The following is a 19,591-nucleotide window of genomic DNA, read 5'->3' on the forward strand; positions in this document are numbered from 1 at the left end:
GGTGCACGCGATGGATATTTTCTTGGATTTGATTAAAGTTGTTTTTAGGATAGCTACTATTTTACCATTCATGCTTTTAATTGGCTTATTTATGGGGAAACGATCCATAGGGGAGTTACCCGTGTTTGATTTCTTAGTCATTCTTGTGCTCGGTTCAGTAGTAGGAGCGGACATTGCTGACCCTGAAATTAATCATATCCACACAGTAGTTGCAATGATCGGCATAGCAATCCTTCAGAAAATCATCATTCATCTAAAGTTAAAACATCGACGTGTAGGTAAGTTGTTAACGTTCGAACCAATTGTAGTGATATATAACGGCAAATTTATTATGGAAAATATGAAAAAAATTAGTTATTCAATTGATAATGTACTACAAATGCTTAGAGAGAAAAATGTATTTCATACGGAAGATGTAGAAATGGCAATCATTGAAGCGAATGGTAAAATGAGCTTGAAATTACATCCAAGTAAAGAATCAGTCTTACGTGAAGACTTATCCATTTACAAACAAGGTAAGAATTTTGAACTACCAGTCATTTTAGATGGAGAGATACAATATGATCTCTTGGGGTGGTTAGACAAGTCTGAGGAGTGGCTCATCCAACAACTTATAGCACTAGGTGAACCTAATCCAGAGCTATTGTTTTATGTTGGTTTTACGCAAAACCAGCAACTTATTATTTCCAAGAAACATCAACCTACTGATCAAATACCACCTATAGAGCATTAATGGAAGAACCCTTATGGTAAAATATCATAGGGGTTTTTGTAGGTTAATTACATATTGGATTCAATGTTACTCTGTGTTTATGGAACTATAGCCACAATATGTTGAAGACTTCGAGAAAGTCGCTCTGCCATCCGAAAGCTCGCTCCCTTAGCCAACTTAAAACCAAGCATTACATAAGTAATTTTAATCATTTTACATTTTATAAGATTAATAAATGCCTCATGTGGTATTAGTATTAATGGATATTTTACAAGGAGGTTGGAATAATGGAAACACATACAGAAGAACAAAAGGTCAATATGCCGCGTATCGGAGATGCTGCACCACAGTTTAGTGCTGCGACGAGTCAAGGTAATATTAATTTAGAAGATTACAAAGGTAAATGGGTCGTCTTGTTCTCTCATCCATCTGATTTCACTCCAGTTTGCACCACAGAATTTGTTGGATTTCAGGACATCTATCCCGAGCTAAAACAGTTAAACACAGAACTATTAGGTTTAAGTGTAGATAGTGTTCCTTCTCATATTGCGTGGATTCGAAGCATTGAGGAAAATTTTGATACAAAAATAGAATTTCCGGTTATCGCAGACTTAGATAAACAAGTTGCTATGAAATATGGAATGATTATGCCAGGTGAGAGCCAAGTTGAAACAAGTCGAGCTGTATTTGTTATTGATGATAAACAGAAAATACGCTCTATAATTTACTATCCTCTTACAACAGGAAGAAATATGCAGGAAATTCTTCGTTTGGTAAAAGCTCTACAAACGACAGATGAACATGGGGTTTCTACTCCTGCCAATTGGCAAGAAGGGGATAAGGCTGTTGTTTCTCCACCAAAAACCCAAGAAGAAGCAGCTAAACGTGCTCAAGAAGAAGGGATTGAATATATCGATTGGTATATATCAAAGAAAGACGTATAACCAATGTTATATAAACTCTAATAATGAAGGAGGCTATCATGAAGATAGCCTCCTTTTTTAGTCGTCTAGGAAATTATAAACGGGTTGAGCTTCTAGGATAACTTTGATAAGGTGATTTGGCCACGTCCAAATCCAGAACCCAGCGACTAGCAAACTTCCTGCCCCTCCTTACGATAAGTCAACATCGAATCGCTACCGCTCTCCGTGTTTCCTTTCGGCCTACACGACGTAGATTGGTTCGATGTTGCTGCATGATGCAGCGGTTTTAATCGAACTTCCTACAACGCATGTTTAGTAAAGTTTGTACGTCGCTAAACGGGCGCCCCGAGCTTTTGTTCTTGTGCTAGATTAATTGTTTATATAACGTTCAAATATAGCACCAAAATCTTTTTGGGTGTATTTTTCTTTGCTTTCTGCTAGCCAATTAAAGGCATGTTGATTGATTTGTTTAAATTCTTCAAATACCTTAGTGTCATTTCCATGAGTATGGTTTTGACTTAGAGCATTGGTCGCATAATCTAAGCTCTGTTTTGTGAAATTCATATAGGTGTCATTTTCTTGAGAGATCTCAGAGATTTTAAGTAATGCTTTGTACAAGTCTTTTAGTTCCTCAAGGTTCTTTTTGTTTACATCAATCGAGAAGTGTTCATTTCCCAATGTGAATTTGATTTCTACGTCTAAATCGACAGTACCGGCTGTTTCAAGGGCGACATTCTTAATTGTGTTCTTGTAATAATCGTAACGCTTAAGAATGCGTTTTTTGCTTGTAGCACTTGTCCCATCAAGGTGAATGAGCGCTTTATTGGTGAAGCAGTACTCATCAGATTGAGACATGATAAGGAAATAGATGGTTTCGCCATCCTCATGCATAACATAATCATCTGCATCAACCTTATCAAAATCTTCACGTTGAATAACTTTTCCTACATCACTAAGACCAAGTGCATCGGAAGCAACCTTTTTAAACATGGAACCAACCTTTCCTTTGTGTACTTTTTCATCATTATTATATCACACACGAATTACAATAAAATGGAAAATCAGGATCTTTCTAGATAGTGCTGCTTCAAAGCCTTATAAAAACAAGACTCTGAATTCCAGAGCCCTCTACTGATTAATATCCAACTTCTACTGATGCATTGACCATATACATAAGGTCATTTTTGTCTTCTTTATCCGGCAACTCAATACCACTAGTAGTAAGCATACCACCATCCATAATTTCAACAGAGACATTTCCATAAGGAATGCATTGTTTAATAACATCGTAATCTAACTTTTCTTGATCTGTAGGTACAGCTAGCTTAATGTTTACTACCATGTTATCTAAGGATTGTTCTGGAAGGCTATAACGAATACCTGGCATAGAATTGGTGTGAATAGCATTTTTAATAGCGCGTTCTGCTGCTTTGGTTATGTTCTGGCCGTGAACGTCAACACCCATTCCGGTTTGAATAAATAACAATTGATCCATATATCATACAATCCCCTTTCAAAAATCAGTTAATACAATGGTATCACACATGCCGTTTGCGGTTGAAATGACAGGTGAATACATACATCCTTAATGTTGTGTGAATGAGGAAAGGTGACTGGTCTCATTGTAATTGGTAACTTTCCAAGTTTCTTCAAAACGCTCGATGTTTGTAATACATGCGTTAATTAGTTTTGTTTTTCCAGAGCCAATCTCTCCATTAGAGAGTACAGACAGAATCCCATTAATAACAGCTCCATGTGCTACTAGTAGGATTTTTTGGTGGGGATATTGTTGATGAACTTGATGGAGTCCTTGCAAGATACGGGCTTTAAAATCCTCCCATGTTTCCATACCAGGATAATTTCGATCTGGATATAAGGTTTGAATCTCATTAAAATACAAGCCTGACCCTTTTCCAAATGAGCGTTCTTTAAACGCGTCCATCTCGATAATTTCTGGAGGGGTTTTTATGTGCGTTTGAATGATTTCAGCTGTTTTTTTGGCGCGAGATAAAGGGCTTGAAATAATAGTGTCCCATTGCTCTGTTTTGAGATGCTCCCCACATTCTTTAGCTTGTTCTATTCCTAATTCATTTAATGGGATATCCTCTTGCCCTTGTAGGCGTTTTTGTTTATTCCATTCTGTTTCTCCGTGTCGTACGAGACATATTGTTGTAATAGTAATCAGTCCTAACTTCTATAATAATCTCTTCTTTATCTATTGAAGCGTATTTCTTCATGATAAGCAACTCAGAAAGACGTAAAATTGGATGGTATGGAATAGGTAAGAGCAGTGCCTTATTCTATCTAGTGCTAATAGTATAAAAGAAAGCTTACTAAAAGGTGTGAACGATATGACAAAATCTGTACTAGTCATTGCTGCACATCCTGATGATGAACTGTTAGGAGTAGCAGGAACATTAAAGAAACTGATAAAAGAAGGACATACCGTCATTTCCACTATTGTAGCCAAAGGTAGAAAAGAAGAAGAACATAAAATGAAGCAAAAAATGAAACAGGCAAATAAGGAAATCGGTATTAAGGAAGTTAAATTCCTTGAATATGAAAATTTAAAGCTTGAACAATTACCTCTCCATACACTGACCAAGGAAATCGAATTATTAATAAATCTTTACCAGCCCCAAATAATTTTCACTCATCATTATGGAGATGTAAATCGCGATCATCAAAAGGTTTTTGAAGCTGTATTAACTGCAGTTCGTCCTATACCTGGCCAATCCCCAATAGATCTGATAACTTTTGAAACTGTTTCTTCGAGTGAATGGAATATCCAAACCAATGATAAAACATTTAAACCCAATTACTTTGTGAATGTTACGGATTATATGGATGATAAAATCAAAGCTTTAAAGAGCTACGAGGTGGAGATGAGAAACTTTCCTCATCCTCGATCTTATGATGGAGTAAGGTATTTAGCACGAGTACGAGGAATGACAGTAGGGGTCCCCTACGCTGAAGCATTTGAATTGATAAGGAGGGTGTGGCTATGAAGGCAAACGAAATTCTACCTCACTCAGATGTCATCAACATAATGGACGACTATTATGGAGTATCCTCCTCAATACCAGAATTACCTCAACCAAAAACAATAAAGCACCAAAAACAGAAAAAAGCCAAAAAGAAATTAACTATATTAATAGCTACTTTCTGGGATTTTCCTCATACGGGAGGTTTATCGAATTATATCTCTAATTTACGGGATGGATTACAAGAAAAAGGTCATAAAGTAGATGTTATTTCTCCTAATCAATTTCCCACATCAGTAGTGGCTTCGTTAAAGAAGGAAGTTGAATCTGCATTAAATCGTTTTTTTAGAAAACGATACAAAACGGTTAGTAAAAAGATCCTTCAGCATGCAAGATTACTATTTATATATGAACATATGCTTGCTCAGCATAAGAATATCGGCACTTATGACGTGTACCATGCACAGGATATATTTACTGCAAATGCATTAGGTCGATTAATAGGTGAGAAGAAGAAACCTATATTTTACACACCTCATGGTATGTTTACCAGCAACCGTTTGCGATTTAATCGAATTGAGAAAGGATCGATTGAAGAGGTCTATTATTCGCATATGGAAAAGAAGGCCATCCAATATTCTGATGAAATCATTATTTTAGGAGATTCTTTTCGAAAACCTCTCATGGAATTAGGGGCCCGTAAAGAAAAGATGCTGACGATTCCTACTGGTATTGAATTTAATGCCACATTAGCGAAATCAGATAAAAGCAGTTCTAACAAACTTACGATAACCATTATTTCACGACTGGGACCTAGAAAAGGGCACTCTGTATTCTTTAAAGCATTATCCTTGATCAAGGGTTCAATAGAAAATGTTGAGGTGTTAATTGTGGGTGATGGAGAGATGCGATCACAATTAGAAAAGCAAGTGAAAGAGAGCAAACTATCCAATGTTACATTCTTAGGGAAAAGGGAAGACATTCCTGATTTATTAGCTAGAACCGATATCTTTGTGCTACCTACGTTAAATGATACGTTACCTATTAGTATTATGGAAGCGATGCATAGTAAGGTAGCAATAATATCTACTACTAGTGGAAGCATTCCTGAAATGATCAAGCATAGCGAGACAGGACTTCTTGTAGCTCCTGGTGATGTGCAAGCATTGTCCAATGCGTTAAAAAAGTTCATTCAGCAATCTAATGAACGAAAAAAGGTAGCAAAGGCTGCTTATCAGTATGCGAAACAAAACTTTTCTAGAGAACGTATGGTCCATGATATTGAAGCTCGTTATCATGATCATGTTGGAGGAGATAACCGATGAACCATGATCATCCAGCAGTGGTCTTGGATCTGAGTGCTAATGGAGTAGGAGTCATTCGTAGTTTAGCAAGAAAAGGGATTGATGTGTATGCCTATGATAAAGAGTCATCTTATAGAATAGGGAAATCGAGATTGGCTGTATGTGATATATGTCCAAACCCTATAACGGAGCCTGACAAACTTCTTCATTTCTTACAAACATTAGCTAAAGGATTACCTAAAAAGCCCGTTCTTTATGTAGGGTCTGATGATTTCGTTTCTTTTCAATCTCGCTATCGAGATCAGTTAAGGCCTTACTTTTTGTTTCTTATTCCAGAACCAGAAATGATTGAAACCTTACTAGATAAGAAGGAAACATATAAGTTAGCTGTAGAGCATCAAATCCCAACCCCGAAGACATTTTTTATTGATGATATAAGCCAATTACATGATGTCATTAGTGAAATTCAGTTCCCTTGTATATTAAAACCCTCCCATGGCTATCAATTCCGTACAAAATTAAACAAAAAGGCAATACGGGTAGAGGATGCATCTCAATTAATGAAAGATTATGAGTACTATCAATCTATTGGAGAAATGGTCATTCAAGAAGAGATTCCTGGTGATAATCGTTGTTTCTATAAATTAGCTACCTTTTATGGGGAAGATATGAATTTATTGGCTTCCTTTACTCTCCAAAAAAATCATCAATTTCCGGCTGAATTTGGGACAGGTGCTCATATTGAAAGCCGCAAAGTACCTGAGTTATATACACTAGGTTTACCGTTTTTTCAAAACCTTCAACTAAAAGGGATTGCTATGGCTGAATTTAAAAGAGACCCTAGAGATGGTGTATTTAAATTTATTGAGATAAACCCACGTTTTTGGTTAACGCATAGTTTAACGGGAGCGGCGGCTGTTGATTTCGCGTACTTGTATTATTTATATATGACGAAACAAAAAACTCCCTCGACTATTGACTTCAAAGAAGGAATAAAATGGATTTATTTAGTGCGTTATTTTCTCACTTACCTTGAAAAAAGGAAAGAGGGGAAGATGAATTTCCTTGAATTTATAAGAGGGCTTAAAGGGGAGAAGGTATTTGCATTATTCGCAAAAGATGATGGGATGCCGTTTGTTCGAAGTTCTACCTCTCACTTATGGAAAGCTTGGAGAAAGAGAAGAAAGGAGTGATAAATATGGATCGATCGAAAGGTTTAGTGGAACAAATAAAACAAACTAATATTGAGTCAAAGCTTACTTCCTCTTTTAATGAGGAGGTCATTGTTGATACGTCTATCGCTTGTCTGAAATCCACCTCACGAAGTAGTATCTATTCATTGACACTTTTGGGTAAACAGAGAAGCATTCCCATTATATTAAAAGTTTATAGTCATGCTAAATACAAAAATGAAGTAGAGCTTGCCATCTACCGTCAAGCGCAAGATTACCTCGCGGATTTTTTGCCAGCTGTGTATCTGAATCACCAACAAGGGGATGAGACGTGGGTGTTTATGGAGTTTGTCCAACAAGTTAGAGGGAGAACCTTCTTCTCCCCATCTCATTTAGACTACATCATTCCTGCTGTAGCACAACTCCACGCCCATACGTACCAAGTATCCCAAGATCCCAATCATCAACTATCTTCTTGCAATCTACCTGTTTACTACTCTGGCATTATGGCAAAAGAACGAGGGAAATACAGCAAGAAAACCGTAAACTTTATAGAAAAATCGTTACAAGATAAACGTTTGAAATCAATACTTGCTCCTCATGCTGGGCCGCTTCTAACGATATATAAGAAAGAATTATTCATGTTTGATGAGTTGTTCCATGATGGGGTGGCCCTAACTCATGGTGACCTCCATATGCAGAATATATGCACGCATGATGTCTCAAAAAAAGAGCCATGGGATATTCAATTCATCGATTGGGAATCAGCAAAGATTGGTCCAGTCTGGTTTGACATGGTTGTATTAGTAGAATTGTTGTTAGGATTTCGAAAAGATTGGCAAGCTGATGCAGATATGATTCGAAAAAAATGTATTGATACGTATGTGAGGGAAATGAACAGTCATGGAATAACATTTCAAACAGACCCACTAAAACTATACAAAATGGCTTACCTACAAAGAACGCTAGAAAAAGGATTACACACTCAACTCAGACGTATCTTTGATGGTCGAAAAGGAGAACTTTTACCTTATCATTTAGAAAAAATCTCTACCTGGGGTAAGGAATTAGGGATTTATCAAGCATAAGAAGGAGGGGGGAGGTATGGGGGAGAATATCCATCCCAGTTTACTATACGAACTAGATACCTTTTACGGAAACACTCCTAGAATATCTAAGGTTAATCTGAATGAAGCGGATATCAAAGGTACGCTTATTCCCAATAAAGAATCACTAAAAATTCTAATCGTAACCTCATTTCGATACCCAATAACTGGTGGGTTATCACACTATATTACTGGGATTCAGAGGGGATTGCAAGAAGCTGGGCATGATGTAGATGTTCAAAGTCCAAGTCAACTTCCTGAAGAAGAATTTAGGGATAGGATTATCCAGTATAAAAAAGCGACTGAAACCTATTTGATAGATAGATTTGGAGAAGCAAATCCAAAAATCGTGAAGAATGCTAGCTTTATGCAAACTTATCAAATGTTCTTGGAGGAAAAAAATCTACAAAAGTATGATGTCATTCACGCACAAGATTTGTTTTCTATATTCATTTTAGGCAAGCTTAATTCCATGTTTCAAAAACCACTATTTTTCACCCCTCATGGCTTATTCACTCAAAGTCGCTTGAAATTCAATAAAATTCAGCCCAATTCTGTAGAAGAAACGTATTTTAGCGAAATTGAAAAACAAGGCCTAAAAGCCGCTAATAAGGTAATCCTCATAAGCAATTCGTTCAGAAAGCCACTTAAGGAATACGAAGCTTTAGATGAAAAAATGATTCGAGTTCGAACAGGAATTGATTTTTCAGTTGAAGATGTAAATCGTAATCCTAATCAGGTCGTCATAACATGCATTGCTCGCTTATCTCCAAGAAAAGGTCATTCGTATTTATTAGAAGCACTCTCGCAAATGAAAGAGAACTTAAATCATGTGAAGGTGAACATTGTAGGGGAGGGTACAATGCGTGAATCGTTAGAAAAACAAGCGAAACAATTAAAACTGGAGAATATTCGTTTTCTAGGAAAGCGATTTGATATAGAAGAGATATTGGCTACTTCTGATATATATGTTTTGCCAACTCTTAATGACAATTTTCCAATATCCGTTTTGGAGGCTATGTTTGCCAAACAAGCAATTATCACTACCAACTGTGGTGGAATTCCAGAGATGATTGAACACAACAGAACTGGGGTGATATGTGAGCCAGGTAATGTACAACAATTAACAGAAGCACTGGAATTACTCATAAAGGATGCTTCTTTTAGAAAAATTCTTGGCACCAATGCCTATCACTATGCCAATCAATATTTAACGAACGAGAAAATGGTCGAGGGGATAGAAGAGGCGTATCGTAAAACAGTTTAGGGTTAGAAAGAAGAAAAGGAAAAATAGACAAATATAGAAAGGGGGGATTGGTGTGAAAGTACTTGTGACAGGAGGTGCAGGCTTTATCGGTTCCCATGTTGTAGAATGGTTGATTCACAAAGGGCACTCCCCTGTAGTGTTAGATAATTTATCAAGTGGGAAAAGGGATCATTTACCAGATTCTATCCCTATCTACCAGATAGATGTAGCATCAGATGAAGTGAAAAACGTTTTTAAGGAAGAACAACCAGACGCTGTTATTCATATGGCTGCTCAAACAGATATAACAACCTCGATACTCCATCCAGAAGAGGATATACGCACCAATGTACTCGGAACGATTCAGCTACTTTCATGTGCAAAAGAATATAATATAAAACAGTTCATTTTTTCCTCATCTTGTGCAGTCTATGGTGATCACAAAGGTCTCATGAATGAACAAACTCCAACGAGTCCTATCTCCGTATATGGTGTCTCTAAGCTTGCAGCTGAAACATATATTAAACTCTTTTATCAACTTTTTGGAGTTCCCTACACCATATTTCGATATGGAAATGTTTATGGACCGAGACAAGATTCGTCGGGAGAAGGTGGTGTGGTAGCGATTTTTATACGAAATATGTTGCTTAAGCAGGATCCAATAATTTATGGAAGTGGTAAACAAACAAGAGATTTCGTTTATGTACAGGATGTGGCGAGAGCGAATGAAAAAGCATTAACATCAGCTTTAAATGATACGTTTACTATAGGATCCTCTCAAACACTCAGCATAAATGATCTCTACCATCTACTTGATGGTAAGCTTCCTGGAAACTATTCACCTGTTTATAAACCGGAAAAAGACGGTGATATTCAGCAATGTGTTTTAGATCATGCAAAAGCTACTAAGTATTTAAATTGGACTCCTTCCGTTACTATGCATTCAGGATTAGACGAAACGATAAATTGGATGAAGAAAACGTTATAAGAGTGGTTAAGTAGTTCAGCTTTGGAGGAGAACATCTACTATTGTACTCCTTAAGTGAACTACTTTTTATGATTATGGTGTAAAGGAGGTTGCTCTTAAAAATTTAAAAATCTCTGAACTTTAAAAGGTATCTGATATCAAAAAGAACGCTCTGAAATAAAAAAAGGAAGAGCGAGTACTCTTCCTTTTTTCTATCGAAGCAATTTCTTCACAATGGATAGTCCCAATTTTGATCCCGGATAGCGGAATGAGAAATCAAATTTAGTGGTTTGGTAAACGACGCTTTTCTGATGAGTAAAGGCATCGAAGCTTGCTTTCCCATGGTAACTTCCTAAACCACTAGGTCCTACACCACCAAAGGGAAGGTGAGGGTTTGCGACGTGAAACAAGGTATCATTCATACAACCGCCTCCAAACGGAAGCTGATCAAGTATGGTTTGCTGTTTTTGCTCATCTTCAGAAAAGTAATATAAAGCTAATGGTTTTTCCTGTGTTTGAACTTGTGTAATGACATCATCCAGGTTGTCAAACGTTAATACAGGCAGAAGAGGTCCGAAAATTTCATCTTTCATAATGGCATCATCCCAGCTTATATGATCCAATACCGTTGGTTCTATGATAAGCTCCTCAGCGTTTGTTTGTCCGCCATGGACCAACTCTCCATTATCTAAATAAGCAGACAATCGTGAGAAGTGTTTCTGATTGACAATATGGGTGTATGTTTCATTTTGCATCGGTTCTTTTCCATACATCTCTACAATGGAATCTTTCAGTTTACTTAATAATTCTGGCTTCACATTACGATGTACATAAAGGTAGTCAGGAGCAATACAGGTTTGGCCTGCATTTGTATATTTGCCCCATGCGATACGCTTAGCGGCAACATCAAGCTTCGCATCCTCGTCTACAATGACAGGGCTTTTTCCTCCAAGTTCTAGTATGACTGGGGTAACGTGCTTTGCAGCTTTTTCCATAACAATTTTTCCAACAGGTACACTTCCTGTGAAGAAAATGAGATCAAAACGTTGCTCAAGTAACTGTTGAGTCTCTTCCACTGCCCCTTCGAAAACAGTGAAAAAGGCAGGGTCAAATGCTTCTTCTACCAATTGCTTTAATAATGACGAGACAGTAGGAGTTAATTCAGATGGTTTAAGTACGATAGTATTACCGGCAGCGATAGCACCAATCACTGGAGCTAAAGCCAGTTGAAATGGATAATTCCAAGGTGCGATGATTAAACATGTGCCGTATGGATCTTTGTGGATGTAGCTTTTGGATCCAAAGTGAGAAGCTGGTGTTTTTACTTTGGTTGGTTTCATCCATTCCTTAACTTCTTTCAACATAAAATTTATTTCAGCATATAAAAAGCCAATTTCATGGGTATAACTATCAAATTCAGACTTATTAAGGTCCGTTTTTAATGCATCCATAATACGTTGTTCATTGGTTTCTATCATCGTTTTTAGTGCTTGTAACCGTTCTTTTCGAAACGCAAGGGATTTGGTTTTTTCTGTATAGTAGAACTGTTTTTGATGATGCGCGATTTCACTGATATTCAAAACGAGACCACCCTTTAATTTAAATGATTTATTTAATATTTTTTGGTGATTAGTTTAAGAAATGGTTCGATTACTATGTTTCAGCTATCATTTTTAACTTTTTTGCACGGTTTAATATTCCTCGTGTTTCCTTTATCTAATACTGGTTTAAAGGATGTTCGATTAAGACCGCTGCATCCTGCAGCAACATCGAACCAACCTACTACGTGTAGCCCGCAGCATATACGTTGCTCCTAGGGCGCTTGCGCATTTCGTTAGGAAACTGGGAATTGTGATAAGTCTGTTGCAATATTTGTGTTTGGAAATTGTTCTCTAGCTTCGCTTACAAGTCCTTCAAGGTCATCATCTTGATAACGGGATGAAATATGGGTAAGGATTAATTCTTTTACATTTGCATCACTTGCGAGTTGAGCTGCTTGTTGAGTAGTAGAATGGAAGTAATTATAGGCAAGATTTGTCTCATTTTTTGAAAATGTAGCTTCATGGACGAGTACGTCTGCGTCTTTTACAAAATCTTTCAATTTACTCATGTATCGAGTATCTCCAAGAATACAAACCTTACGACCCGACTTTCGTTCTCCTAGATATTCTTCTCGATGGAGAACTTTTCCTTCAAAGGTAACAGCAGGTTGCTCTTTAATTTGTTGATAAATAGGACCTGGTGGAACTCCTTGTGCTTTTAATTTATCGACTAGTAACTCACCAGGCTTATCATGTTCTTGAATACAATATCCAAAGCTCGCAATGACATGGTCTAATTTATGACAGCTTACTGTACAATAATCATCCTCATAAATAATTCCTTCTTCCACTTCATAAAATTCTAGGCCATATGTTAAATTCGTTCCGCTAATCGCAAGAGCTGTTTCTACATAAGCCTGAATCCCTTTTGGTCCATAGATGGCTAAAGACGAATCTCCCCCTTGAAACGAACGACTTCCCAAGAATCCTGGTAGCCCAAAAATGTGATCGCCATGGAGGTGTGTTATAAAAATTTTTTCAATACGCCTAGGTCGAATGTTTGTATGTAAAATTTGGTGCTGAGTAGCTTCGCCGCAATCAAATAACCATGTGCTGCCTCGTTCTTGTAGCATTTGTAATGCAATGGATGTAACATTTCGTTTTTTAGAGGGAACACCAGCTCCAGTCCCTAAAAAATACAAATTCATGATAATCCTCCTACGTGATACATTGATCTTCAACTCCAATAATCAATTGTTTCAATAGATCGATTCTTTGTTCCAGTGTTAAATAATAATAGCGTTTGGTGCCTTCTTTATCGGTGGCTATAATACCTGCTTCCCGTAAAATTTTTAAATGATGAGAGACTGCAGGTCGTGAGAGGGGGGAGTGTTCGGCTATCTCGCTTACATTCAACCGTTTATGTTTATCTAAAAGAAGAATAATATCTTGTCTAGCAGTATCACCCAAAGCGTGAAACGTTAATGTATTTAATCGAAACAACTGTTCAATATGACCAGTCATAAAAATTGTTCTCCTATAGAAAATTATAAATTTCAGTGCTTGTGTAAAACTAAAAAAGTGATGTGACCACGTCTAGCTCCAGCGCCCAGCGACTAGCAAACTTCCTGCTCTTCCTTAGGATAAGTCAACATCGAATCGCTTCGCTCTTCGTGTTTCCTTTATCTCAAAAGGGTTTTGAGGAAGTTCGATTTAAACCACTACATACGTATCAACATCGAACCAATCTACGTCGTGTAGGCCGCAGTCTGTAAATCGCTAACCGGGCACATGCGATTTTGTTTTTCTAATTGGTTTAAATTTTTAAACGAAGTATAATTGTTATTGCTTTAAATTGCAAGAAATAAGGAGAGCAATTTAAAAAATATACAAAAATTTGAAAAACGTTGAATCCAAATGAAGTATTTATCCGTCTAAAATAGTGATGAAGATTTTATATGGAAAAAGGATGAGAAAGTATGAAGCGTTACCTTTTATTATTTACTATTGTGCTAATCGGACTTCTTTCTGGTTGTGGTAAGCAGTCCAATAGTTACACTTTGCAGGAGCTTGAGAAAGACTATCCTTCCCTTGAAAAGCAATTAAGCTCTCTGACAGAAGAGGAAAGAAAACGGGTGAAAATCCCAGACTATATCCCCTTTCATGTAACGAATGTAGAGGCCGTTGTTTCTCCAAACGAGGACCAATCCATAGTAGAACTTGTATTTTCAAATGGAACGTTAAATTTACACGTAATGACAATGAAAGGTAATAGTGACGTCTATCAGAACCAAAATCAAACTGTTGAATTGGCTAATGGAGGTCAGGCTAACTACTCCATAAATGAGTTTGGTAAAAAACTTTTTTGGAGTGACAAGCAAAGTAATGAAACTTACATTATCAAGTTAATGTCCTTTACGCCTGGGGATAAATTGAATTACACCAAGAAAGATGTGGTTCAGATAGCAAATTCCATGTATTCTTCTACATAATATAATAATGGTGAGTAAAAAAATCCTAACAATTGTTTTTCATTTGTTAGGATTTTAATGTGTTATAAGACGATTTCTGATAACGTAGAGAGGTACACTGTTTCAACGAACATTGTATTTAGAATTTTTGCTATAAATTAATCGAGTTCATGAAAGGAATGGTCCATCTAATGGGAGTAATGGAATTACATAATAAAAAAGATTGGATCAAAGCTTTCCCTATCATGAAACAGCTAAGAAACCAACTAACGCAAGCTACATATCTTGCCATGATGGAGGAAATGAAACAGAATGGATATCGACTCTTTGCGTATGAAGAGGAAGGAGACATCGTAGCACTAGCGGGTGTTATAATCGATACATGCTTCGCATGGGGTAGGTATGTATGGGTACACGATCTCGTTACCAATGAACATGTGAGATCTCAAGGTTATGGAAAAAGGATGTTACAATTTATAGAGGAATGGGGAAAAGAGCAAAACTGTGAACAAGTAGCTTTATCCTCTGGTCTAGAAAAAGAATTGGCACATCAATTTTATGAGCATAAAATGGGGTATAAGCGAAAAAGTTATGTATTTCGTATTATGTTATAATCAACTTTTAGAAGGAAAACGCCTGAGTTTCTCATCATGCAGAAACATGGTTATGCATGCTTTCTGTAAAACAAAACAAATACCGCAATGATTTTTTTAGTCTTACACTGTGCTACAAAAAAGTAGAGTGTTAGTACGATATTATTTTCGATAAAGGGTTGATGCAAGTGGTAAAGTACCATCATGTCTATCAAGAATTACTCTCAACATTGCCAAAGGAACATGTGATGGTGAATGAGATTCTAAAAAACCATACTTATACACAATTAGGTGGAAAAGCAGACTTATTTGTAACACCAACTACCTATGAGGAAGTACAGCAAGTTGTAAAAATAGCAAATAAAGCCGATGTTCCTTTTACGTTACTTGGGAATGGTTCGAATGTAATTATTAAAGATGGCGGCATACGTGGAATTGTGTTGAGCCTGAAGAAGCTTGATTCCATCAAACGAGAAAACAACAGTATTATCGCAGAAAGCGGAGCTAGAATAATAGATGCATCACGAGAAGCTCTTAACGAGAAACTGACAGGGTTAGAATTTGCTTGTGGTATCCCTGGTACCGTAGGTGGCGCTCTATTTATGAACGCCGGGGCCTATGGTGGAGAAATTAAAGATGTGTTATATCACGCAATTGTAGTGGATCGTAACGGTTCCCTGCTGACCTTATCAGCTGAAGATTTAGATCTGGAGTATCGCACAAGTAATATAGCTGAAAAAGGTTACATTGTCTTAGAGGCACGATTTGATTTAGAAATTGGGGATTACGATACCATTAAGGAAAAGATGGATGATCTTACGTATAAACGAGAATCTAAGCAACCACTTGAATATCCTTCATGTGGAAGTGTCTTTAAACGTCCTCCTGGATATTTCGCTGGAAAATTAATTCAAGATAGTGAGCTTCAAGGAAAAGGTATCGGGGGAGCGGAAGTTTCTACGAAGCATGCTGGGTTTATTGTCAATAAATCCAATGCTACTGCAGAGGAATACATCTCCGTGATTGAATTGGTTCAAAAGACAGTGAAAGATAAATATGGTGTATCACTTGAACGAGAAGTGAAAATTATTGGAGAAGACGAAGAAGTCGCTGACTAAATTGACATCCAATATAGAAAAGAGCTTGGAAATGAATCCGAGCTCTTTTTGTATTTTCGTATAAAATTAAAAAATATGATTCATCCTCGCTCTAATTACCATCCACGTTTATACTGTTTTGGTGCATCTATCTCTACACATAAATCGTCTGCAGCTGCTTTCGCCCAATATGGGTTTCGAAGCATGGCACGAGCAACGAATATTAGGTCAGCACGACCGTTTTGAATCACTTCTTCTGCTTGTAGGCCTGAGGTGATTTTTCCTACAGCACCAGTCGCAATTCCTGCTTGGTTACGAATCTCATCAGCGTACTTCAATTGGTATCCAGGAAAAACAGGAGGACGAGCTGGAATAACGCCACCAGAACTACAATCAATCAAATCGATGCCCAGCTTTTTCATCTCTTTTGCGAAATGAAGAAAATCTTTATTTGTATTTCCGTTATCGTCATATTCATTAGCCGATATGCGAGTGAAGATGGGACCATCCCATGTCTCTTGTACAGCTTCTATTACTTCCCGAAGGAATTGGAACCTTGCTTCTGCATTCCCGCCATATTCATCCTTCCTCTTATTTGTTAGAGGAGACAGGAATTGGTTAATTAGATAGCCATGAGCGCCGTGTAATTCAATAATATCAAAATGAGCTTCTTTTGCGCGACGAGCACCTTCCGCAAAAGCGTGAATAGTCCTGTTTATATCCTCTTTTGTCATTTCATTAGGCGTCTTCATATTTTCATCAAATGGAAGGGCGCTAGCAGAAAAAATATCTCCTTCTAATCTCGCTTTCCTTCCAGCATGTGCCAACTGAATCCCAGCTCTAGCCCCATGCCGATGAATCCCTTCATTGATTTTCTGAAGTCCATCTATATGATCATCACTCCAAATACCGAGGTCTTGTGGAGAGATACGCCCTTCAGGTAAGACAGCTGTCGCTTCTGTCATAACTAATCCTGCCTGTCCAGCAGCTCTGCTTTCATAATGAGCAAAATGAAAAGGAGCTACTTGACCGTCTTCTGTTTCCGATGAATACATGCACATTGGTGACATGACAATTCGATTCTTAAGGGTAACTTTACCAAATGTAATAGGTGAAAAAAGAGCCGCTTCCATTAAAATTCCTCCTTATTTCCTTCCATCTCTGTGTTTTGTTATTTTCTCATAGAAACAGGAAGGGGTCACAGCTTATGCTTACAGAATGAACTGGACTATCGTTCTTGATGGCATAAAACCAAATATTGTATGTTGTAACAATTAGAGAGAGGAGGAAAGAAACTTGCAGAAGAAGCCATCCATCTTATATCGTCCATTCTACAGCAACTTTTGTAGGCGAAAATTCTCCTAGACGATCTACAAATGATTCAATTTCTTCTAAACGGTCCTTATCGAACTCAGGAAAATGGAAAATGATAAAGCCTTAGAATGCCAATATAATCAATATTTAAATGAAGAATTAGTAGTAGAGCCAAATGAGATACAACTTATAGGCTACGATTAGCTGCAAACTTACATCATCAGAAAGTATATCCTACTGATTGGAAAATGATATTGATGAAGATATGGTAACAACACTGTTTCATGAAATAGAAAATAATTATCCAGCATTGGCACAACGATTAAAGCAGAGAGAACTTTATTAAAATATTGAAGGTCGTTTTACATTCGAAGATGTGATTAAGAATGAAAATAGTTTAGCGAATATTTGGTGAATGGTGGGGCGGTAGCAGTGATTCAAGCTCTAATGGATGTTATAATGGAAGATGGAACAATCGTAATGCCAACTCAATCAGAAGATTTAATGGATCCATCAAAATGTAGAAACCCGCCTGTACCTAAAGATTGGTGAGAAGAAATTCGAAAACCATGCCAGCTTATGATGGGAAGGCAAAGGTTCTCTTTATTGGTCTAATAGCTGTACTTCATTACATCTTGCTGAGAATCGAAATCATAAACAAGATGTTATCATCATGGGAGCTTCCATGTTTATTGAGGGGCAAGAGGTATGGAAGAAGTTTCATGAACTTAATTTGCGGGATGAACTTTTTCATTCTATTGGGGAGGGGGTTGAACAAAATCATGAAATCAATCAAGGGTTTGTCGGCTCCGCATCTTCAAAATTAATGTCCATGCAAGAACTGGTAGATTATGCAGTAACGTGGCTTAACCAGTATGACCAACAATCATAAAACTCCATGAAAAAAGCAGAAACACCTTTCTACTTAGGCTTCTGCTTTTTTAAGGAGGATAAGGGATAAAAGGTACCGCGCCATGTAATCCCACCGCGGTAGTAGGTTAGCAGAACAGCACGAGTAATAGTAAAGGTAAACACGAGAGCCTCAAAAGGAAAAAGCAATACAATTGGTAATGAGTAAGTGGTTAGTTTTTCGGTTGTCAAACTGTGCAAGGCGTAAATAAGCACTACTACCAAGAGGCTGAGCCATTTTGTTAAGCCATCTGAAATAAAGAAAACAATGAAAGGGAGAACCTGGGAGATAAGCGTGCCTGTTATGGCGAAAATAGCTAATAGCCAAGAATAGTGGAGCCCTGCGAACGTGTTCTTCTCTAACCCCTTGATTGCATTTCTAAGGGTTGGGTACCACTCGACTTTTAGATGCTCCAAACCAGTTACTAGGCGTTGTTTATGTCCATTTTGCTTTACTTGCTGACCAAGGTAGAGGTCATCATCTGGTCTATTCGCCATAGCTTTATGGGTACCAACTAACTCATACACTTGTTTTGATAGTAGTTGAAATGCTCCAACCCCCATTCCCCCCTTATTCGAGGTATCGTTATTGGCAGTCCAAGGACGTTTGAAAAAGCCAAATCCAAATAAAAAGTAAGCAATGAAGCCCTTAAGCAAAATCCCTTTTGCTTTTAGGTCTGGTGCAACAGTTACATAAGATGCTTTTTCCTGTAGGAGTAATGAAAAAGTCTTCTCAATCATATCTGGTTGATATTCAATGTCAGCATCGGTAAAGATCAGATAATCCCCTGTTGCTAAGGTGTAACCTTGGTATAGGGCATGATTTTTTCCTAACCAATGGTCTGGTAGTGTTTCAACATGATGGACCTTAACATTTTCGTATGTTGCGTAAAGGTTGGCAATTAATCCTGTATCATCTGTGGACCGATCGTTTACAATAATTAATTCAAGGTTAGGGTAGGTTTGTCTGATTAATGACGTGATACTTTTTTCAATCGTGTCTTGTTCATTTTTGGCAGCCATAATCAACGAAATCTTTTCGTTGGAAGGCTTGGAAGATATAGTTTCTAATCTTGGGATACGACTAAGGCCGATATAGGCATCGAAGAGAGCAACCATCCAAAATATCGCAAGTATGATCATGAGGATTAACATTGTGGACGCTCCCTTCGAGTTTTAAGATGGTACTATCATCATATCATTGAATGAATAAGAAAACACGACAGTGAGGTGCGCTGCCGTGTATTTTATC

General features: G+C 37.4%; 20 protein-coding genes and 1 pseudogene. 13 read left to right on the forward strand and 8 right to left on the reverse strand.

The genetic code is table 11. The annotated features are described in order from the left end of the window. Positions 1-10: 10 nt before the first annotated feature. Positions 11-733 (forward strand): DUF421 domain-containing protein, encoded by a 723-nt coding sequence (locus GLW08_RS09870; protein ID WP_237458382.1) that lies wholly within the window; start codon positions 11-13, stop codon positions 731-733. Between the two features lie 266 nt (positions 734-999). Further along, positions 1,000-1,656 carry a peroxiredoxin gene (locus tag GLW08_RS09875; protein ID WP_036817857.1) on the forward strand — a complete coding sequence of 219 codons (657 nt, stop codon included), beginning with the start codon at positions 1,000-1,002 and terminating at the stop codon, positions 1,654-1,656. A 348-nt stretch (positions 1,657-2,004) separates the two neighbouring features. Here GLW08_RS09875 and GLW08_RS09880 read toward each other — a convergent pair whose 3' ends face one another. The 3 genes from GLW08_RS09880 to GLW08_RS09890 form a co-directional block, all read right to left on the reverse strand. Beyond that, positions 2,005-2,625 carry a PH domain-containing protein gene (locus GLW08_RS09880; protein WP_160848450.1) on the reverse strand — a complete coding sequence of 207 codons (621 nt, stop codon included), beginning with the start codon at positions 2,623-2,625 and terminating at the stop codon, positions 2,005-2,007. A gap of 145 nt (positions 2,626-2,770) precedes the next feature. Then, positions 2,771-3,130, reverse strand: coding sequence for a Lin0512 family protein (locus GLW08_RS09885; RefSeq protein WP_160848451.1), 360 nt, complete (start codon positions 3,128-3,130; stop codon positions 2,771-2,773). Between the two features lie 90 nt (positions 3,131-3,220). Further along, positions 3,221-3,811 carry a histidine phosphatase family protein gene (locus GLW08_RS09890; protein ID WP_160848524.1) on the reverse strand — a complete coding sequence of 197 codons (591 nt, stop codon included), beginning with the start codon at positions 3,809-3,811 and terminating at the stop codon, positions 3,221-3,223. A 175-nt stretch (positions 3,812-3,986) separates the two neighbouring features. On the opposite strand from GLW08_RS09890, the gene GLW08_RS09895 reads away from it, so the two are divergent. From GLW08_RS09895 to GLW08_RS09920, 6 genes are read left to right on the forward strand one after another with little or no spacing between them, the layout of a single operon-like run. Further along, complete coding sequence (locus GLW08_RS09895) at positions 3,987-4,643, forward strand: PIG-L deacetylase family protein (RefSeq protein ID WP_160848452.1); 657 nt, start codon at positions 3,987-3,989, stop codon at positions 4,641-4,643. Beyond that, entirely contained in the window at positions 4,640-5,944 is a 1,305-nt protein-coding gene (locus GLW08_RS09900; protein WP_160848453.1) for a glycosyltransferase family 4 protein, read from the forward strand. Before GLW08_RS09895 ends, GLW08_RS09900 begins: the two co-directional genes overlap by 4 nt. Further along, positions 5,941-7,116, forward strand: a complete 1,176-nt coding sequence (locus GLW08_RS09905; protein ID WP_160848454.1) for a carbamoyl-phosphate synthase — start codon at positions 5,941-5,943, stop codon at positions 7,114-7,116. The genes GLW08_RS09900 and GLW08_RS09905 overlap by 4 nt, the downstream gene beginning before the upstream one ends. A gap of 5 nt (positions 7,117-7,121) precedes the next feature. Further along, positions 7,122-8,183, forward strand: a complete 1,062-nt coding sequence (locus GLW08_RS09910) for a phosphotransferase (RefSeq protein ID WP_237458383.1) — start codon at positions 7,122-7,124, stop codon at positions 8,181-8,183. 16 nt (positions 8,184-8,199) lie between these two features. Then, positions 8,200-9,468 carry a glycosyltransferase family 4 protein gene (locus tag GLW08_RS09915; RefSeq protein WP_160848456.1) on the forward strand — a complete coding sequence of 423 codons (1,269 nt, stop codon included), beginning with the start codon at positions 8,200-8,202 and terminating at the stop codon, positions 9,466-9,468. A 52-nt stretch (positions 9,469-9,520) separates the two neighbouring features. Further along, complete coding sequence (locus tag GLW08_RS09920) at positions 9,521-10,435, forward strand: NAD-dependent epimerase/dehydratase family protein (RefSeq protein WP_160848457.1); 915 nt, start codon at positions 9,521-9,523, stop codon at positions 10,433-10,435. Between the two features lie 191 nt (positions 10,436-10,626). Here GLW08_RS09920 and GLW08_RS09925 read toward each other — a convergent pair whose 3' ends face one another. The 3 genes from GLW08_RS09925 to GLW08_RS09935 form a co-directional block, all read right to left on the reverse strand. Continuing rightward, entirely contained in the window at positions 10,627-11,988 is a 1,362-nt protein-coding gene (locus GLW08_RS09925) for an aldehyde dehydrogenase family protein (protein WP_160848525.1), read from the reverse strand. A 260-nt stretch (positions 11,989-12,248) separates the two neighbouring features. After that, positions 12,249-13,163, reverse strand: a complete 915-nt coding sequence (gene rnz, locus GLW08_RS09930) for a ribonuclease Z (RefSeq protein ID WP_160848458.1) — start codon at positions 13,161-13,163, stop codon at positions 12,249-12,251. A gap of 10 nt (positions 13,164-13,173) precedes the next feature. Further along, positions 13,174-13,479: an ArsR/SmtB family transcription factor gene (locus GLW08_RS09935; RefSeq protein WP_160848459.1), complete on the reverse strand. Its 306-nt coding sequence runs from the start codon at positions 13,477-13,479 to the stop codon at positions 13,174-13,176. A gap of 455 nt (positions 13,480-13,934) precedes the next feature. Between GLW08_RS09935 and GLW08_RS09940 the strand changes: the two genes are divergently transcribed. The 3 genes from GLW08_RS09940 (at position 13,935) to murB (ending at position 16,137) form a co-directional block, all read left to right on the forward strand. Continuing rightward, the gene (locus GLW08_RS09940) at positions 13,935-14,447 is read left to right on the forward strand and encodes a hypothetical protein (protein WP_160848460.1); all 513 of its coding nucleotides are present in this window, start codon (positions 13,935-13,937) and stop codon (positions 14,445-14,447) included. Between the two features lie 179 nt (positions 14,448-14,626). After that, a complete protein-coding gene (locus GLW08_RS09945) occupies positions 14,627-15,040 on the forward strand; it encodes a GNAT family N-acetyltransferase (RefSeq protein WP_237458384.1) in 414 nt (137 codons plus the stop codon). 167 nt (positions 15,041-15,207) lie between these two features. Continuing rightward, positions 15,208-16,137: a UDP-N-acetylmuramate dehydrogenase gene (gene murB, locus GLW08_RS09950; protein WP_423808692.1), complete on the forward strand. Its 930-nt coding sequence runs from the start codon at positions 15,208-15,210 to the stop codon at positions 16,135-16,137. 95 nt (positions 16,138-16,232) lie between these two features. Here the strand turns inward: murB and namA are convergent, their stop codons facing one another. Further along, complete coding sequence (gene namA / locus GLW08_RS09955; RefSeq protein ID WP_160848463.1) at positions 16,233-17,249, reverse strand: NADPH dehydrogenase NamA; 1,017 nt, start codon at positions 17,247-17,249, stop codon at positions 16,233-16,235. A gap of 592 nt (positions 17,250-17,841) precedes the next feature. On the opposite strand from namA, the gene GLW08_RS22105 reads away from it, so the two are divergent. Both GLW08_RS22105 and GLW08_RS09965 read left to right on the forward strand, forming a co-directional pair. Next, positions 17,842-17,982 carry an AAC(3) family N-acetyltransferase gene (locus GLW08_RS22105; RefSeq protein ID WP_337193924.1) on the forward strand — a complete coding sequence of 47 codons (141 nt, stop codon included), beginning with the start codon at positions 17,842-17,844 and terminating at the stop codon, positions 17,980-17,982. A 73-nt stretch (positions 17,983-18,055) separates the two neighbouring features. Beyond that, positions 18,056-18,322 (forward strand): annotated as a pseudogene (locus GLW08_RS09965) (AAC(3) family N-acetyltransferase); the annotation flags it as partial. A 29-nt stretch (positions 18,323-18,351) separates the two neighbouring features. Here the strand turns inward: GLW08_RS09965 and GLW08_RS09970 are convergent. Continuing rightward, a complete protein-coding gene (locus GLW08_RS09970; RefSeq protein WP_160848465.1) occupies positions 18,352-19,494 on the reverse strand; it encodes a glycosyltransferase in 1,143 nt (380 codons plus the stop codon). Between the last annotated feature and the right edge of the window lie 97 nt (positions 19,495-19,591).

The organism is Pontibacillus yanchengensis (assembly GCF_009856295.1).
GTDB lineage: Bacteria > Bacillota > Bacilli > Bacillales > BH030062 > Pontibacillus > Pontibacillus yanchengensis_A.

What these genes read in the sequence shown, in the direction of transcription:
- GLW08_RS09870 (WP_237458382.1), top strand. Translation starts at nt 11, where the DNA reads ATGGATATTTTCTTGGATTTGATTAAAGTTGTTTTTAGGATAGCTACT.
- GLW08_RS09875 (WP_036817857.1), top strand. Translation starts at nt 1,000, where the DNA reads ATGGAAACACATACAGAAGAACAAAAGGTCAATATGCCGCGTATCGGA.
- GLW08_RS09880 (WP_160848450.1), bottom strand. Translation starts at nt 2,625, where the DNA reads ATGTTTAAAAAGGTTGCTTCCGATGCACTTGGTCTTAGTGATGTAGGA.
- GLW08_RS09885 (WP_160848451.1), bottom strand. Translation starts at nt 3,130, where the DNA reads ATGGATCAATTGTTATTTATTCAAACCGGAATGGGTGTTGACGTTCAC.
- GLW08_RS09895 (WP_160848452.1), top strand. Translation starts at nt 3,987, where the DNA reads ATGACAAAATCTGTACTAGTCATTGCTGCACATCCTGATGATGAACTG.
- GLW08_RS09900 (WP_160848453.1), top strand. Translation starts at nt 4,640, where the DNA reads ATGAAGGCAAACGAAATTCTACCTCACTCAGATGTCATCAACATAATG.
- GLW08_RS09905 (WP_160848454.1), top strand. Translation starts at nt 5,941, where the DNA reads ATGAACCATGATCATCCAGCAGTGGTCTTGGATCTGAGTGCTAATGGA.
- GLW08_RS09910 (WP_237458383.1), top strand. Translation starts at nt 7,122, where the DNA reads ATGGATCGATCGAAAGGTTTAGTGGAACAAATAAAACAAACTAATATT.
- GLW08_RS09915 (WP_160848456.1), top strand. Translation starts at nt 8,200, where the DNA reads ATGGGGGAGAATATCCATCCCAGTTTACTATACGAACTAGATACCTTT.
- rnz (WP_160848458.1), bottom strand. Translation starts at nt 13,163, where the DNA reads ATGAATTTGTATTTTTTAGGGACTGGAGCTGGTGTTCCCTCTAAAAAA.
- GLW08_RS09935 (WP_160848459.1), bottom strand. Translation starts at nt 13,479, where the DNA reads ATGACTGGTCATATTGAACAGTTGTTTCGATTAAATACATTAACGTTT.
- GLW08_RS09940 (WP_160848460.1), top strand. Translation starts at nt 13,935, where the DNA reads ATGAAGCGTTACCTTTTATTATTTACTATTGTGCTAATCGGACTTCTT.
- GLW08_RS09945 (WP_237458384.1), top strand. Translation starts at nt 14,627, where the DNA reads ATGGAATTACATAATAAAAAAGATTGGATCAAAGCTTTCCCTATCATG.
- namA (WP_160848463.1), bottom strand. Translation starts at nt 17,249, where the DNA reads ATGGAAGCGGCTCTTTTTTCACCTATTACATTTGGTAAAGTTACCCTT.
- GLW08_RS09970 (WP_160848465.1), bottom strand. Translation starts at nt 19,494, where the DNA reads ATGTTAATCCTCATGATCATACTTGCGATATTTTGGATGGTTGCTCTC.